Source organism: Sphaerochaeta sp. (assembly GCF_050178175.1).
GTDB lineage: Bacteria > Spirochaetota > Spirochaetia > Sphaerochaetales > Sphaerochaetaceae > Sphaerochaeta.
The window spans coordinates 1-15,085 of sequence record NZ_JBFXGH010000051.1; the positions used below are offsets into that span (position 1 = coordinate 1).

15 protein-coding genes are annotated in these 15,085 nt (G+C 47.0%); 10 read left to right on the forward strand and 5 right to left on the reverse strand.

The features are described from left to right. The coding region (locus tag AB7S66_RS07195; protein WP_428518772.1) for a hypothetical protein at nucleotides 1–224 on the forward strand (224 nt) is incomplete at its 5' end. Here AB7S66_RS07195 and AB7S66_RS07200 read toward each other — a convergent pair. Next, nucleotides 214–339: a hypothetical protein gene (locus tag AB7S66_RS07200; protein ID WP_428518773.1), complete on the reverse strand. Its 126-nt coding sequence runs from the start codon at nucleotides 337–339 to the stop codon at nucleotides 214–216. The two genes, AB7S66_RS07195 and AB7S66_RS07200, sit on opposite strands and share 11 nt — an antisense overlap. Nucleotides 340–489: 150 nt before the next feature. Here AB7S66_RS07200 and AB7S66_RS07205 point away from each other — a divergent pair, with 150 nt between their 5' ends. Continuing rightward, nucleotides 490–936, forward strand: coding sequence for an NUDIX hydrolase (locus AB7S66_RS07205; RefSeq protein ID WP_428518774.1), 447 nt, complete (start codon nucleotides 490–492; stop codon nucleotides 934–936). A 124-nt stretch (nucleotides 937–1,060) separates the two neighbouring features. Here AB7S66_RS07205 and AB7S66_RS07210 read toward each other — a convergent pair whose 3' ends face one another. The 4 genes from AB7S66_RS07210 to AB7S66_RS07225 are packed head-to-tail and all read right to left on the reverse strand — an operon-like array spanning nucleotide 1,061 to nucleotide 6,333. Continuing rightward, nucleotides 1,061–3,046 (reverse strand): dipeptide ABC transporter ATP-binding protein, encoded by a 1,986-nt coding sequence (locus AB7S66_RS07210; protein ID WP_428518775.1) that lies wholly within the window; start codon nucleotides 3,044–3,046, stop codon nucleotides 1,061–1,063. Further along, nucleotides 3,036–3,866 (reverse strand): ABC transporter permease, encoded by an 831-nt coding sequence (locus tag AB7S66_RS07215; protein WP_428518776.1) that lies wholly within the window; start codon nucleotides 3,864–3,866, stop codon nucleotides 3,036–3,038. The genes AB7S66_RS07210 and AB7S66_RS07215 overlap by 11 nt, the downstream gene beginning before the upstream one ends. Then, nucleotides 3,863–4,831: an ABC transporter permease gene (locus tag AB7S66_RS07220; protein WP_428518777.1), complete on the reverse strand. Its 969-nt coding sequence runs from the start codon at nucleotides 4,829–4,831 to the stop codon at nucleotides 3,863–3,865. The genes AB7S66_RS07215 and AB7S66_RS07220 overlap by 4 nt, the downstream gene beginning before the upstream one ends. Beyond that, nucleotides 4,828–6,333, reverse strand: coding sequence for an ABC transporter substrate-binding protein (locus AB7S66_RS07225; protein ID WP_428518778.1), 1,506 nt, complete (start codon nucleotides 6,331–6,333; stop codon nucleotides 4,828–4,830). The genes AB7S66_RS07220 and AB7S66_RS07225 overlap by 4 nt, the downstream gene beginning before the upstream one ends. A gap of 414 nt (nucleotides 6,334–6,747) precedes the next feature. Between AB7S66_RS07225 and AB7S66_RS07230 the strand changes: the two genes are divergently transcribed. From AB7S66_RS07230 to AB7S66_RS07265, 8 genes are all read left to right on the forward strand, one after another. Continuing rightward, the gene (locus AB7S66_RS07230; RefSeq protein ID WP_428518779.1) at nucleotides 6,748–7,980 is read left to right on the forward strand and encodes a hypothetical protein; all 1,233 of its coding nucleotides are present in this window, start codon (nucleotides 6,748–6,750) and stop codon (nucleotides 7,978–7,980) included. Nucleotides 7,981–8,057: 77 nt separating this feature from the next. After that, nucleotides 8,058–8,807 carry a DeoR/GlpR family DNA-binding transcription regulator gene (locus tag AB7S66_RS07235; RefSeq protein ID WP_428518780.1) on the forward strand — a complete coding sequence of 250 codons (750 nt, stop codon included), beginning with the start codon at nucleotides 8,058–8,060 and terminating at the stop codon, nucleotides 8,805–8,807. Nucleotides 8,808–8,817: 10 nt separating this feature from the next. Continuing rightward, nucleotides 8,818–9,600, forward strand: a complete 783-nt coding sequence (locus AB7S66_RS07240) for an MTAP family purine nucleoside phosphorylase (protein WP_428518781.1) — start codon at nucleotides 8,818–8,820, stop codon at nucleotides 9,598–9,600. 14 nt (nucleotides 9,601–9,614) lie between these two features. Next, the gene (mtnA, locus tag AB7S66_RS07245; RefSeq protein ID WP_428518782.1) at nucleotides 9,615–10,679 is read left to right on the forward strand and encodes an S-methyl-5-thioribose-1-phosphate isomerase; all 1,065 of its coding nucleotides are present in this window, start codon (nucleotides 9,615–9,617) and stop codon (nucleotides 10,677–10,679) included. A gap of 75 nt (nucleotides 10,680–10,754) precedes the next feature. Continuing rightward, nucleotides 10,755–11,876: a BMP family lipoprotein gene (locus tag AB7S66_RS07250; protein WP_428518783.1), complete on the forward strand. Its 1,122-nt coding sequence runs from the start codon at nucleotides 10,755–10,757 to the stop codon at nucleotides 11,874–11,876. A 65-nt stretch (nucleotides 11,877–11,941) separates the two neighbouring features. Continuing rightward, nucleotides 11,942–13,480 carry an ABC transporter ATP-binding protein gene (locus tag AB7S66_RS07255; RefSeq protein ID WP_428518784.1) on the forward strand — a complete coding sequence of 513 codons (1,539 nt, stop codon included), beginning with the start codon at nucleotides 11,942–11,944 and terminating at the stop codon, nucleotides 13,478–13,480. Further along, on the forward strand, nucleotides 13,464–14,594 hold the full coding sequence (locus AB7S66_RS07260; protein WP_428518785.1) for an ABC transporter permease: 1,131 nt from the start codon (nucleotides 13,464–13,466) through the stop codon (nucleotides 14,592–14,594). Before AB7S66_RS07255 ends, AB7S66_RS07260 begins: the two co-directional genes overlap by 17 nt. A 2-nt stretch (nucleotides 14,595–14,596) precedes the next feature. After that, nucleotides 14,597–15,085, forward strand: a 489-nt coding sequence (locus tag AB7S66_RS07265; RefSeq protein WP_428518786.1) for an ABC transporter permease subunit, incomplete at its 3' end; no start/stop codon positions are given.

A 15,085-nucleotide genomic window follows, 5' to 3' on the forward strand; every position in this document is an offset into this window, starting at 1 on the left:
AAAGGGTTTGTGGAACCTGTATGGCCCGTTGTGGTATTCATGAGAACGAACCACATTTTGTCGGTGCTGAGAAATCCACCATGGCAGCCCCTGCAGAGTGGACGGCCGACGGCGACAAGGCCCTGACATGCTCAGTGCCCTACCGCATTTTTCAGGTTGAACTTCGGCATGAAGGGGTGGGACCCTGTATCCCCATACTATTTCAATGGCACCCTAACCGGTAACCCCCGCATTCAGCGTAATTTCGGCTGTTCCACCGGAACCAAGATTACACCCAAGTGAAAGAGAAATGATACTGATGAGGATTCCAAGGCACAGAAAACGAACGAGGCTTCTCATTAGCACCTCCCGCATTACCACCAGGATATCTTGCGTATCATCTGAACTACTGATCTGACAATATCTGAGATATGTATATTTTTGAAAGCGGCAGTAGTTTTTACCCTAGGAGAAACTCTTTCGTGTATATTGAAACAAGGAGTTTGTTACATGCATCTACCATACCACGGGGCTGGAATCATATTCTGGACGATCAGCAAAACAGGTGAAGTCTCCTTCCTGATGGGAAAACGTTCCATGCCGCCTCAAAACCACAGGTGGTCTTTCCCTGGAGGAACGTGGGAGAGAGCAAGAGATGGGTATGACACCAAGGGAAAGATTTCCTACAAAGAGACAGCAATAAGGGAGTGCCAGGAAGAAGTGGGAATACATGTACCATCCCCTAAGAGCATGTTGCTTCTCTGGTCGCTTGACGTACCAGGTTTTCACTACCGGGTCTATACAAACCGTCTCAAGAATCAGGCAACACCTCCCTACATCTCTGAATTCTCAGAAGTAGGATGGTTTACCTTCTCTACTGTCCCCTCTCCTACTGTAACCTTCGTACGGACACAGATCCGTAGGCTGAAACAATATGTGGAGCAATTAAGGCACTAGAGAGCCGTAGCCATCCATACTTGGTTGATGGTATGAGGCTTTATCGCGGTCAGGCAATACAAACAGAAAAGGACCATCGGCTGTCCAGGACAATGACCCCTTTCTCGACTGTTTTACTGAATACCTACGGCTTGATGTGGCAGAAGTAGTAGTGGTCCTCGGAAAGGCGCACCATGGGGGGGTACTCCCTCTCGCATATCTCACCTATCTGCTTGTGACAACGGCCGGCAAACGGACACCCCTTCACCTTCCTTGTAGGATCAGGAAGCATTCCCTCCAGTTCAATGATCTCCTTCTGCTTTGTCGGGTCAACCTCGGGAACAGCTGAGAGCAATGCCTCGGTATAGGGGTGGTGGGAGTTTTCCATCACCTCATCCCGCTTGCCATATTCAGCAATCTTTCCTGCATACATGACCATGATGTAGTCACTGAGGTAGTTGATGACATTCAGGTCATGCGATATGAACAGGTATGCAACATGGGTGTCCACCTGTAGGTCATTGAGCAGGTTGAGTACCGATGCCTGGACAGAGACGTCAAGTGCACTGGTTGGCTCATCACAGACAATCAGGTTTGGAGAGATGGAGAGTGAGCGTGCAATTGCCACTCGTTGCTGTTCCCCTCCACTGAGCTGACGGGGTTTCTTCTCCAAATACTCCTTACCCAGGTCAACCTTTCTGAGGATATCAATGATCTTCTCACGCCGCTCATTGGCATCATGAATGTTTGCAAGCTTTTGCATGGTTCGACCAATGATCCTTTCAACAGTATGGGATGGGTTGAGGCTCCGCCCAGGGTTCTGGAAAATGAGCTGAATGTTCTTCAGTGTCTCCTTGTCCCGCTTGTTCCAGCCAATGGAAATATCGGTATCCCGGAAGAGAATCCTTCCCTTGGATGGGGGGAACAAGCCACTGACCATATGTCCGGTAGTGGATTTACCACATCCTGACTCACCTACAATACCAAGAATGGAATGCGGCTTGACTGAGAACTCAATGCCATTGACTGCATATACTTTACGCCTGCTGCCATAAACCTTATGTAAGTTCTCAACCTTCAACAGATCTTTCCCACTGTCAAAACCTGGATCATCCTTGCGTTGGGTTGGCGTGAGTCGTACCTTCAGTTTGTCGGGGATGTCCTCGGCATATGCACGATCGCAGGCAGCAAAGTGGGCCCCATGTATCTTCTTAAACCCATATTCACTGATACAGGTATCGTTCTTCTTATCACACCTGTCTGCAAACGGACAGCCACCTTCACCCGCCCCACGTTTCTTCACATACCCGGGAATGGTATTCAGTTTCGTCTTCTCTTTTACAACACCACCACGCGGCATGCAGTTGATCAAGGCACGGGTATACGGGTGTACAGGATTCTCAAATATTTGCTGTTTGGGGCCACTCTCAACAATCTCCCCACTGTACATAACCACGATATTCTCGGCAACTTTGTTGATGACACCAATATCATGCGAGATATAGATCATGGACATGTTCAGCTTATCCCTGAGTTCTGCAATAGAATCAAGGATGACGGCCTCTGTGGTGACATCCAAGGCTGTGGTCGGTTCGTCCAGAATCATGAGGTCCGGCTTACAGAGCAATGCCATCGCGATACAGATCCTTTGCTGGATTCCCCCACTGACCTGGTGGGGATACCTTCTCACAATGCCTTTTGGATCTCCAAGGTTCATCATTTCCAAGGCTTCAATCGTTGCTTTTCTTGCCTGTGCCTTGTTGAGCTTTTGGTGATGCATCCCCACTTCATCAAGCTGGAAGCCGATGGTAAGGGAAGGATTGAGGGAGGAGTATGGATTCTGGAATACCATGGCAATTCTATTGCCACGTACAGATTCCATCTCTTTCTCAGATTTCTCAAGCAAATTCTCACCCTTGAAACGGATAGCACCCTCTACCTCTGCATTACCGGCAAGATAGCGCATTACGGTGAATGCAAGGGTACTCTTTCCACAACCCGATTCACCTATGATGCCAACCGATTCGCTGTATGCCAGATTCAAGGATACACTGTTGACTGCCGAGAAGGTCCCATCAAAGGTGTTGAATCGAACATGGAGGTTTTCAATTTCTAAAATATTATCGTTCATGTATCAATACCTTACTGACAAAGTCAGAGAAAATTGAGATGGCAATCACCAAGGAAGCAATAGCCAAGGCTGGAAACAGAACCGCCCAAGGCGCTTGTGCAATGACCGGCTTGTTCTCGATAACCATCATACCCCAGTCAGGGGTGGGAGGCTGCAATCCAACTCCCAAAAATCCTAGGGAGGCAACCATCATGATTGAATAGGCAAATCGTGCAGTAGCTTCGACGATAATGGGTCCCATGGTGTTGGGGAGTATCTCAACAAACATGATGTAGAGATGGTTCTCACCACGAATGCGAGCAGCAGAGACATACTCCTGGCTCTTTTCTGTCAGAAGTACACCACGGGAGACACGGGCAGTGGCAGGTACAAATGCAATGGATACAATGATCGTCAAGCTCGCAATACTGGAATCTCCAAGAATACCAAGGACAACCATGGACAGTACCAAGGGAGGAATGGCCATAAGAATATCCATTGCCCGTAGGAACGCTGTATCAAGCTTTCCTCCAAAGTATCCTGCGGAAAACCCAAGCAAGATACCCACCACCGTGGAAAATATGGAAGTCAGTAGTGCAACGGTCAGGATTGATCGGCTGCCATAGACAATTCTCGCAAGAATATCGCGGCCAAGCCCATCGGTGCCCAAGACATGACCATATTCACCAGGGGCAGCCATCTGATTCTCAGAATCCATCGCCGTATGCGTAAAGGGAATCATGGATGGACCTACGGCAGCAGCTATCAACCAGAACAAGATGATTGCGATACCAACCATGGCCAATGGACTTTTCTTCAATTGATACAAGAAATATTTCATTTCTGGCCTCCTTGGTATCTGATCCTCGGGTTGAGATAACTATACATAATGTCGGTAATCATCGTAGAGAGTGAGTAGATGACGGTTATCAAGAGCACACAAGCCTCAATAAGCGGTACATCTCGTGTCTTGATTCCTGTCATCAACAATGAGCCCATCCCGGGGAACCCAAAGAGCGTCTCAACTACGACAAGACCACCAAACAACCAACCCATATTCATACCGATGATGGTAATGGTGGGAAGCATGGCATTTTTCAATGCGTGCCTGAAAATGACATACTTGCGCGGCATACCTTTCAAGGTAGCTGCCCTGATGTAGTCAGAATTCATAACGGTGATCATGGAAGAACGTTGCATTCTCGATATATATCCAAACATAACAAACGTAATGGAGAGTGCGGGGAGAACCACAATGTTCAGGTTCTGCCAAATACTTTCGCCAATGGGAATGACGCTGACAATGGGGAACCAATCCAACTGGACGGCAAAGACGGTTATGAGAATAACACCGGAAACAAACTCAGGGAGGGCCATCGTCGCCAAGCCAAAGAAAGAAATGATGGAGTCTGTCGGTTTTTTCTCCTTCACCCCTGCCAATACCCCAAAGAAGATGGATAGTGGAACAAAAATGATAAACGCTGTCATGGCTAGTATTACTGAATGTCCGACCTTCCTCCAAAGTATGGAGTTGATCGAAACACCTTTCATATAGATAGATTCACCTAAATCCCCTACCACTACGCCTTTAATCCATCTTCCATAGCGTTCCAGCAAGGGATCGTTGAGCCCCCTTGCCTCACGGAGTGCAGCCACGGCCTCCTCGGTAGCACTCTGGCCGAGAATCATTTGTGCAACATCACCTGGCATGATTTCAACAAGCAAGAAGATGATGAACGACATGACAACCAGGGTCGCAAGAAGCGACCCCAGACGACGAAGAACCATTTGCATCAATCTCTTCATAGAATATCCATGTACTTATATTGTGGAAGCATGGTAATCGGCTGCCGGTAACCAACAACACGGTCGTTGATCGCCACCAGATACGGAACCTGTACATTGATCAGAGGACCATTCTCATAGAACCATTCCTGCAGCTCATGATAGTATGCCATGCGCTGATCGGGATCGGCTTCACCGGAAATCTTTTCGATAAGGTCGTTGAGTACCGGTTCATCCAGATGGGACTCATTCCAGGGACCACCACCCTTGAAGGCAAGTGCGAGCAACATGGATGGGTCGATACGACCACCCCAACCAGTGATGGAGATGGGGACATTCAACCAGTACTGTGAGAGATAGACGTCACGGGTATATCCCTTCAGTTCAATATCGAATCCAGCCTCAGCAGCCAATTCCTTGACAGTCTGGCTCAGTTCCTTACCAAACGGGTGGTCAGAAGCATAGTAGAGTTCCGTGCTCAAGCCATCAGGATAGCCAGCTTCTGCAAGCAATTCCTTTGCCTTTGCAATGTTTCTCTTACGCAGCGGCAATTCCTTGTACTCAGCCAATGCATTCATGATCGGGGTCTCATTATAGAAGACACCATCGCCCAATTCCATTTTTGCAGTACTGCGGGCAATTATCTCTGGGTCCATGGCATACTTGAAAGCCAATCGAACGCGGTTGTCATCAAAGGGAGGTTCATCTACACGCATGGAAATGAATCTCTGTTCCTGATAGGGAGAGATGACAGAAATGCCGTCAACACCATCGAGACGCTGCTTGATCTCCGGGGTGATGAAGGGAACGACATCTACACGATCGGATTCAAGCATGGAGATACTGGCATCAATATCACCTACAAAATAAATGGCAATCTGGTCAACCTTTGGAAGTCCCTCTGCCCAGTAGTTCGGATTCTTCTCAAGCAGTGCTGATTCCTTGGGAACCAACTGGCTCATCATGAAAGGACCGGTACCCATTGGCTTGGTCTCCCCGTAGGAGTCATAGTCATACTCGCTGGAGAGGATTGCCATACTGTAGTCAGTCAACTGATAGACAAAAGTTGGGCGTGCTTCCTTGAGTGTCACCTCAACAGTGTAATCATCGACTACCCGTACAGATTCCATGACCTCGAAGTCGGACTTCTTCAGATGTCCAAGGTCAGGATCCTGGGTTCTTTCCAGGGTAAATTTTACATCCTCGGCGGTAAAATCAGAACCATTGTGGAACTTGACGCCTTCTCTCAGCTTGAAGGTCCAGACCTTACCAGCGTCGGTTTCCCAGCTTGTTGCAAGCACAGGATCAAGCTCACCGGTTTCCGCATTGATCTCCATCAGATACTCATAGATGGATGAGTTCATGGAGAACACCTGACCATCCCAGACACCCGGGGTAATCAATCCAGGGACCTGGTCTGCTACCCGGATCTGTTTAACAGGAGCTGCTTTTTCAGCGTCCCCTCCAGCAAATACCATCATCGGTATCGCAAGCAAAAGTACTAGCAGTAATGTACGTCGCATAATTCCTCCTCAAAGTTGTTTGAATCTAGACGTTTTCTTGTCGGGAGTTCCCAACAATAGGAACTATTTTCAAAATGATACAAGTCTTTCGTGCAACCAATGCACATCACCTAGGTTGTGAACTCCCTGTTTCCGACAACTCTATTAAACTATCTAAGTTGTCACTTTGTCAAGAAACATGCTATAATTGTTTGCTATTAGCAATCTTTTATCCTATACAATCCCTCTCTCGCTACCATCATCATGCCATCCCTTTTCTCTGACGAAATTTTTTTGTCCACGTTTTCCATGGGATTAACAGAAGCATATAAATATTTCATAAAAAATCATTTTTTGATTTTTCTAGACATATTTATGATTCAATGTTACTTTTTAGTAGGATCACACCATTGGAATACCATGAAAGGAGACAACATGAGAAAAATCACGATGCTTGTGAGCATATTGTGCTTAACAACACTGCTCTTTGGGGCTGGAATCAATGAAGGGCAGTTTGCCGACCAAAGCAATGAAGAATACCTTGAGCACTATTTCGGGATTACACTTCCAGACGGTTCGGTCGAAATTGCTTCCTTCGAGAAGGCACTCAACCAACTGGGCGGAGCGGCAACAGAAATCAATGAACAGAATGACATCTTCAAAGCACTTGTTGCTGCCGCAGATCTCACTGAACTGGCCTTGACCTACAGCCCGGAGAAGGCATCGAGCAGACTTGCCTTCCATGGTATCAGTAGTGAAGTACCCCAAGATGTACAACCCTATCTTGCATGTGCACTGGATGCATCACTGCTCCCCCCCTCCATTGCCGGGGAAATCATGGGAACATCAACACTTGCCAGCGTAACTGCCTCAAACCTGCTGATGAGCATTGCCAACGCAAACGGTGTAAGTAGAAATTATATCGGCAATGTACAGGACAGTGATATCCTTATGGGAATTTCCAATGCTTTTGACAGTTATACCCTCTTCTCCGACAACAATCTGGATGCAATCGGTGCAGAAGCGGTACAGAGAAAGGCTTCCACCGGATACAACTTGAAGAAGGATGCTGATGATGCACAATTCCTTTCATCCCGCACCATCCAGTATGGGCATAGCGATGAAACCCACTTGAAACAGCTTGTTGTTCTGCTTGCCAGTGAAGGAATGGATGCAAAACTGCAGATAGAACCAAAAGTCTCCATCTATGAATACTTGCTTGACTGGGGTCCGGTGCCTGAACCAAGTCCTTATTACATGGTTTTGGAGAATAGTGAAGATTTCTATCTTGCCTATGCAGTTGAGTATGATGCAAAATTTGAGTTCGAGAAAAAAGAAGATGTATTGAAATTCGACCAAATCATCAACACCTATGCAAAGAAAAATGATCGGAATCAGGCAAAGGACAGCAACGTAGCCTTGCTTCGGGGTTCCTGGTGGCAACCGCTGTACAGCACAACGTTCAATGCCGACCCCCAGGCATACCAGGAAATCGTCGACTGTATCCTGATGGAGGATGGTTACTCAATCCACCCCTTCTCCCTGCTTGAGAACAAGGACAACCTTATCAATACCCTGGAAGAACTGAGTGGATTGGAAGTTCAGGAAAAATCCTTGTTCGTAAATAATGCTTTTTACCGCTATCTAACCGGTGCCGATTACCAGTAGGATTGCTTGTATATGATAGGTAGCCGCATAAGGGTTGCCTATCTTTACAGAACTGAGATCAGATGGAGGTCACCGTTATGATTCCCTACGTACGTCAGAACCAGATATATTCATATATCAAGATGAAGCAGATTGCTTACATCGAAGAGTTGCTGGAATTGACAAACGTCTCTCTTCCAACCGTTCGTCGTGATCTCAAGAAACTGGAGGAAGAAGGAAAGATCATTCTGCTCAATGGAGGCGGAGTCAGGCCTAATGAAGAAGCCGAACACTCGGTAGTTGCCAGGTTGGAGGTCAATTCTGAAGAGAAATACCTGATCTGCAGCAAAGCTGCGAAATTGCTTGAGAACAATGAATTCATATATCTTGGCCCGGGGACTACGGAAAACTACATCATAGGGTTTCTGGCAGGCAAGCATTGCACTGTGGTCACCAATGGTATTTTCCATCTTCCGAAACTACTTGAGTACAAGATCAGGACAATTGTTATCGGAGGAGCCCTCGATCATAGCTATGGGATCACCCATGGTCCAGAAGTATATGGGAACATTGATACAATGAATTTTAGTACATGCATCATTGGAGCGAGTGCAATCTCGAAGGGAGGGGTATCCTCCTTCGACCATGATGTTTCAGTCATCAATCAACTCGTGCTTAAACGATCAAGGAAACGTATCCTGATTGCAGATTCCACCAAGTTTTCTGCCTTCAGTCATCACGAATTTGCCAAGGTTGATGATTTCGATTGCATCATTACTACAGAAAAAGCGGGGATTGAAGCAACTGACATGAAGAATCTTGTCATTGCACATCCCTCGGATTTATAAAGGAACGACCATGCAGTATTGTAGAAAAGCAATTATTGGAGGAACCGGAGTCGGCTCACTGGCCAACTTGAAAGGACCTTTTATTGTAGAAACAACATATGGGAATGTAGAGACGTACCGTTTTGCCCTTGCAGAGGAAGAGATTCTTTTCCTTCCCCGGCATGGGAAAGATCATAACACACCGCCTCATGCCATCAATTACCGAGCCCAGATGAAGGCACTCCAACAAGAGGGAATTACCTATGTATATGCATTGCTCACAAGTGGTTCGATGGATGAATCGATTCCTGAGGGTTCCATTGTGGTTATTGAGGATTTTCTCGATTTTACCACTGGCCGAAGCAAAACATTTTTTGATGGGAATGACAACAAGGTATCCCATGTTGATATGAGCGACCCCTATTGCCGCAACCTGAGATCGCTGTTCATACAGGCGGCAGGAGAAGCAGGCACACCTATCCATACCAATGGGGTGTACGTCTGTACGGAGGGTCCCCGATTTGAAGGCAAAACAGAGATTACCATGTTCCAAAAATGTGGAGGCACCTTGGTAGGAATGACAGGTATTCCGGAAATGTTCCTGGCAAAAGAACTGGGAATGTGCTATGCCGCTATCGGCCTGATCTCGAACATGGCTTGTGGCTTGAAAGGTGAGAATCTTGCACATATCGACCACGGCCGAAGGATTGCCCAGGCAAAGGCGTCTGCCTTGCAGATCATCAGCAACATTTTTACGACAAAACCATTGACCCAAGACCATTGTGGCTGTGCCAATGCAGTCCTTCATTTATAATACAGGAGCATTGTATGCCTACCACCATCCCTGTTTACTTGCAACATGACCCGGTAAAGCTCGTATTGCTTGACCAGACAAAACTCCCTACAGCCGAGGAGTTCCTTTATCTTGATACACGACAATCCATATTCGAGGCTGTCAAGAAACTGCGCGTCAGGGGAGCTCCTGCCATCGGAATCGCTGCTGCATATGGCATTTATGTATGTATGTCACAGAAAAAGTACCGGAGCCTCGATGAAATGGAACAGGACATGAAGGAACTTACCGAGTATTTTGCTTCCAGTCGTCCCACTGCTGTTAACCTGTTCTGGGCATTGGACCGCATGAACAAGACCTTCACTGGATATCGTAACAAGCCGGATGCCAGCCAAGCGGAAATACTTGCTTCATTATTACAGGAAAGTCAAAGCATTTTCCATGAAGACCAGGAAATGGGCAAGGCAATCGGAATGCATGGACTGTCCCTCTTTGACAAGAAAAGACAGTGGGGTGTGATGACCCACTGCAATGCTGGAGGATTGGCCACCAGTGGATATGGAACCGCCCTCGCCCCACTCTACCTTGGTCATGAACAAGGGTATCAGTTCAAGGTGTATTCAAATGAGACAAGACCGTTGTTGCAAGGAAGCAGACTTACCGCCTATGAACTTGCAAAAGGTGGCCTTGATGTCACTGTTCTTTGTGATAATATGGTATCATTGGTGATGAAGGAAAAGAAAATCGATGCGGTGATAGTTGGTGCTGATCGAATAGCCGCTAATGGGGATACAGCAAACAAGATAGGCACCAGTGGTGTTGCGATACTTGCCCGCTATTACCACATTCCTTTTTATGTGGCAGCTCCGAGTTCAACGTTTGATGTCTCAACAGAGACGGGCAGCGATATTGTCATCGAGTTGCGTGACGGAGATGAGGTGGTTAATGGTTTTGGAAAACGTACAGGACCAAAGGAAGCACAGGTGTACAACCCTGCTTTTGATGTTACCGATGCTTCTCTTATTACCGCTATTATTACAGAGAAAGGTATCATTGAGTCCCCAAATGCAGAGAAAATCAGAAGTCATCTCGGCAAGTAAGCAACAGCAACGTTCAGAGAGATTACTCATCATGCTTGATGATGGATATCACAAAATAGATAGAAGGAGATGAAAATGAAGAAATTTGTTGGTTTTATCGCAATGGTTCTTATTGCTGGTCTGTTGTTCGCAGCAGGTTCAGCAGAACAGGATTCACAGGAAACTGGACTGAACATTGCCATCATCACCACCCCAAGCGGTGTCGATGATGGGTCATTCAACCAGGACAACTACAACGGTATCCTGGCATTCATCGATGAGAATCCTGAAGCACAAGTAACAGCTATTCGTGAACCCAGTGGGGATGTTGCTGCTGCCCTGAAGACTGCCGCTGATGTCGTAGCTGAGTATGATGTGCTGGTATGTACAGGATTCCAGTTTGCAGGTATCGGTGAGTTGGCAAAGGAAAATCCCGAAACCAAGTTCATTCTGGTAGATACCTACCCCACTGATGCTGCAGGAAACACTGTTGAGCTTCCCAATGTATATGCAATGACCTTTGCAGAACAGGAAAGTGGATTCTTTGCTGGCGTAGCAGCCGCCCTTGAAACCAAGACAAACAAGGTGGCTGTAGTCAATGGTGTTGCCTACCCTTCAAACGTCAACTACCAGTATGGCTTCGAGAGTGGTGTCATCTATGCAAACAAGAAACTCGGAACCAAAGCTGAACTCGTTGAACTGGCCTCCCAGGCAGGTACCGATGTTACCGGTGCTAATGTAGGTGGTAACTATGTCGGTTCATTCGCAGATGAGGCAACTGGCAAGGTAATCGGACAGCAGCTGCTTGGACAGGGTGTAGATATTGTTTTTGTTGCAGCCGGAGCAAGCGGAAACGGTGTGTTTACTGCAGCAAAAGAGAGTGATGGCAAGCTGCGCGTCATCGGATGCGATGTTGATCAGTGGGATGATGGAAAAGTAGGAAACGATAACATTATCCTCACAAGTGTCCTGAAGGTGATGAGCCTGAATGTACATCGTGTACTTTCCAGTATTCAGGACGGTACTTTCGAGGGCGCCAATGTATTGCTGAAAGCTGATACCGACTCAACTGGATTTGTGAAGGAAAATGGTCGTCACCAGCTCTCAGCTTCTACTATCGAAAAGCTTGATGAGGCCTATAAGCTGGTTCAGGATGGAACACTTGTTCCTGCCTCCAACTTTGGTGGATTCACTCCTGAGGAATTCAAGGTAAACTAATTTTGTTTGTATTCGGTACTGGTATCGCTTGATACCAGTACCTATATTATAGGGAGCAACAAGACGTGGACACGGTGGTAGAATTTAGACACATTACCAAACGATTTCCCGGGATCATTGCAAACAATGATATCTCTCTTTCCATCAGGAAAGGGGAAATATTGGCAATTCTCGGGGAGAACGGTGCTGGTAAGTCGACATTGATGAGCATGCTCTTCGGTATGCAGACACCTGATGAAGGGGAAATCCTGATCAGGGGAAAGAAAGAGCATATCTCCAGTCCACTTGTTGCGAATGATTTGAACATCGGCATGGTACACCAGCACTTCATGCTGGTGGAGAACCAGAGCATCACCGAAAACATCATCATGGGAATAGAACCCAAGAAACGATATCTTGGCATATTTCCCTATGTAGACGTGCAGTCTTCCAATGAGAAGGTTCGTGAACTATCGAAGTACTACCAATTGGAAGTAAATCCAGAAGACATCATCGAGGATCTTCCCGTATCGACACGACAACGTGTTGAGATACTCAAGATGCTTTACAGAAATGCAGAAATTCTTATTTTTGATGAACCAAGTGCTGTCTTAACCCCACAGGAGATTGAATCCTTGTTGGGCATCATCAAGAATCTACGGGAGAGCGGAAAAACCATCATCCTCATTACCCATAAATTGGATGAAATCAAGAAGATTGCTGACCGATGCGCCATTCTCTGTAAAGGAAAACTGGTGGGGGTGCTTGATGTGCCATCTACCACCACGCAGGAAATGAGTGCCTTGATGGTTGGACGAGATGTTTCCCTTACCCTTAGCTCTACTGAACATACCCAAGGAGCAGAAGTACTCCGTGTTGAAGGCCTTACTGTTGAGACAAATGACCATATTCGAAAAGTTGACAAGGTCAGTTTTTCTCTCCATAGCGGTGAAGTGCTTGCTATTGCAGGGGTTGCAGGCAATGGACAGGTTGAGATTGCAGATGCCGTTGCAGGGCTCCTTCCTGTAAAAGAAGGCTCTATTTTCCTTGATGGACAGGATATCACCACTCACTCCGTTCGCCAACGTATAGAGGCAGGAATTGCCTACATACCTGAAGACAGGCACTCTGTAGGTCTGGTACTCGATTTTTCTCTTCGTGACAACCTCTGCCTGAAGCAGTATTACCAAGAACCGTACAGCAACTCACGTGGAGTGCTGCAACAACAACAGATGGATGCTCTCGCTGCTGCGCTTATCTCAGCTTTTGACATCCGCAGTGGTTCAGGTGCTGCCACGCTGGCTCGAAGCATGAGCGGGGGAAATCAGCAAAAGGCCATTATTGCTCGTGAGATCAATCTACAGGCAAACGTATTGATGTTTGTGCAGCCTACCCGTGGCTTGGATGTGGGAGCAATCGAGACAATCCATAAGAAAATTGATGAACTCAGGGCACAGGGAAAGGCAATTCTGCTCATCTCCTTGGAGCTGGATGAGATCATGGAGCTTGCTGACACGATTCTCGTTCTCTACAACGGACGAAAGCAGACGATCAAGCCAGCATCAACAATGACCAAGCTTGAGGTTGGGGAGTATATGATGGGGGTACATGTTGAAAAAGCCTAATCTTGTCAAACGAATATTTGTTTCCTGTTGTGGCCCAGGCAAGCACCAACTACTCAGGGTGAGCCTGTTCTGTATCTTTCTCAGCCTCCTTGCGGGAACGGTACTGCTGTTGCTTCTTGGGAAAAATCCTCTCGAAGCGTATCGGAGCATCCTCCAAGGTGCCGGTATTCTTCCCAAGGCACGATATGCTGGGAAAAAGAGTCAGCTTACCGACTTCATGAGTCTGCTCAATTACACGACTCCCATGATTTTCGCAGCACTTTCTGTTGCGGTTGCCCTGAAGAGTGGGATCTTCAATATTTGTGTCTCCGGTATCATGGTATTCTCTGGATTCTTGGCAACTGTCTTGGTGGGATACTCTTCCCTTTCTCCCCTGATCGCCAAGCCACTGGTTATCCTGATCGGAATCCTGGCCGGTGGGCTGATCGGGGTGTTGATCGGGTACCTCAGACACCGCTTCAACATGAACGAGGTGGTGGTGGCAATCATGCTCAATTACATCATCAGTTATGTGGTCAGCTTCTTTATCCAGACCAAGTTTGTTGACCCAATCACCCGGCAGTCAGTAGAAGTTGGACAGAATGCAAGGTTAACGCTCTTTGACTACCCTATCATGAACTTGAAGATGGAGATCAATCTTGTTTTCCCGCTTGCCCTGATTACGGTTTTTTTAATCCGTTATTTCATAAACCGTACACGTTTCGGGTTTGAACTGAAGGCAGTAGGACTGAACAGCAAGGCCAGCAACTATGCAGGTATCAATGTTGGGAAAACCATGGTCACAACCATGTTGATCAGCGGAGCTCTGGCAGGCTTGGCAGGGGTTTCCTACTACCTGGGTAGTAATGCCTCAATCCAGCCCAGGGTACTCCCTTCCCTAGGGTTCGACTCCATAGCGGTTGCGCTTCTTGGCAATACAACCGCCATTGGAAGCTTCTTCGCTTCCTTATTGGTCATGGTATTCGATTCAGGCACGACCTACATGTCTTCAAGAATGCAGGTTCTCCGGGAGATTGCTGCGCTTATCACCAGTATCCTGCTATTGTTCAGTGCAATCGGTATTTTCTTCAGGGCTCTGGCAAACCGCTATGCCCGCGAAGCTGAGGAGGTTTGAGTATGGACAGCATCATCATCGAAGGAATCGCATTCTCCATCCCACTCTTCATTATCGCAATCGGGGGCATCTACAGTGAGGGAAGTGGGGTGATAAACCTCGCCCTTGAAGGATTGCTTGGCTTTGGGGCCTTTGCAGGAGGGCTGAGCTATGCTCTCCTGAGCAGTGTCATTACGGGGAATCCTCTATTGCTTATCTATGCTTCCTTGGCATTTGCCATGGTCGGAGGGGCATTGCTTGCATCGCTCCATGCACTGATGTGTATCAAGTTCAAGGCTAATCAGGTTATCAGTGGTGTGGTTATCAATATGCTCAGTGTAGCCCTCACAGCCTTTCTTGCAAACCAGATCAATGCATCAGTCTTTGGACAACCATCGAACAAGTTCCTTTTGGAGATCTTTCCAAAGGTTACCGTTCCCCTTCTCTCAAGAATCCCTATCCTGGGTGCTGTGTTTACCGATCTCTACACCTTTATCCCGATTATTGTTGTG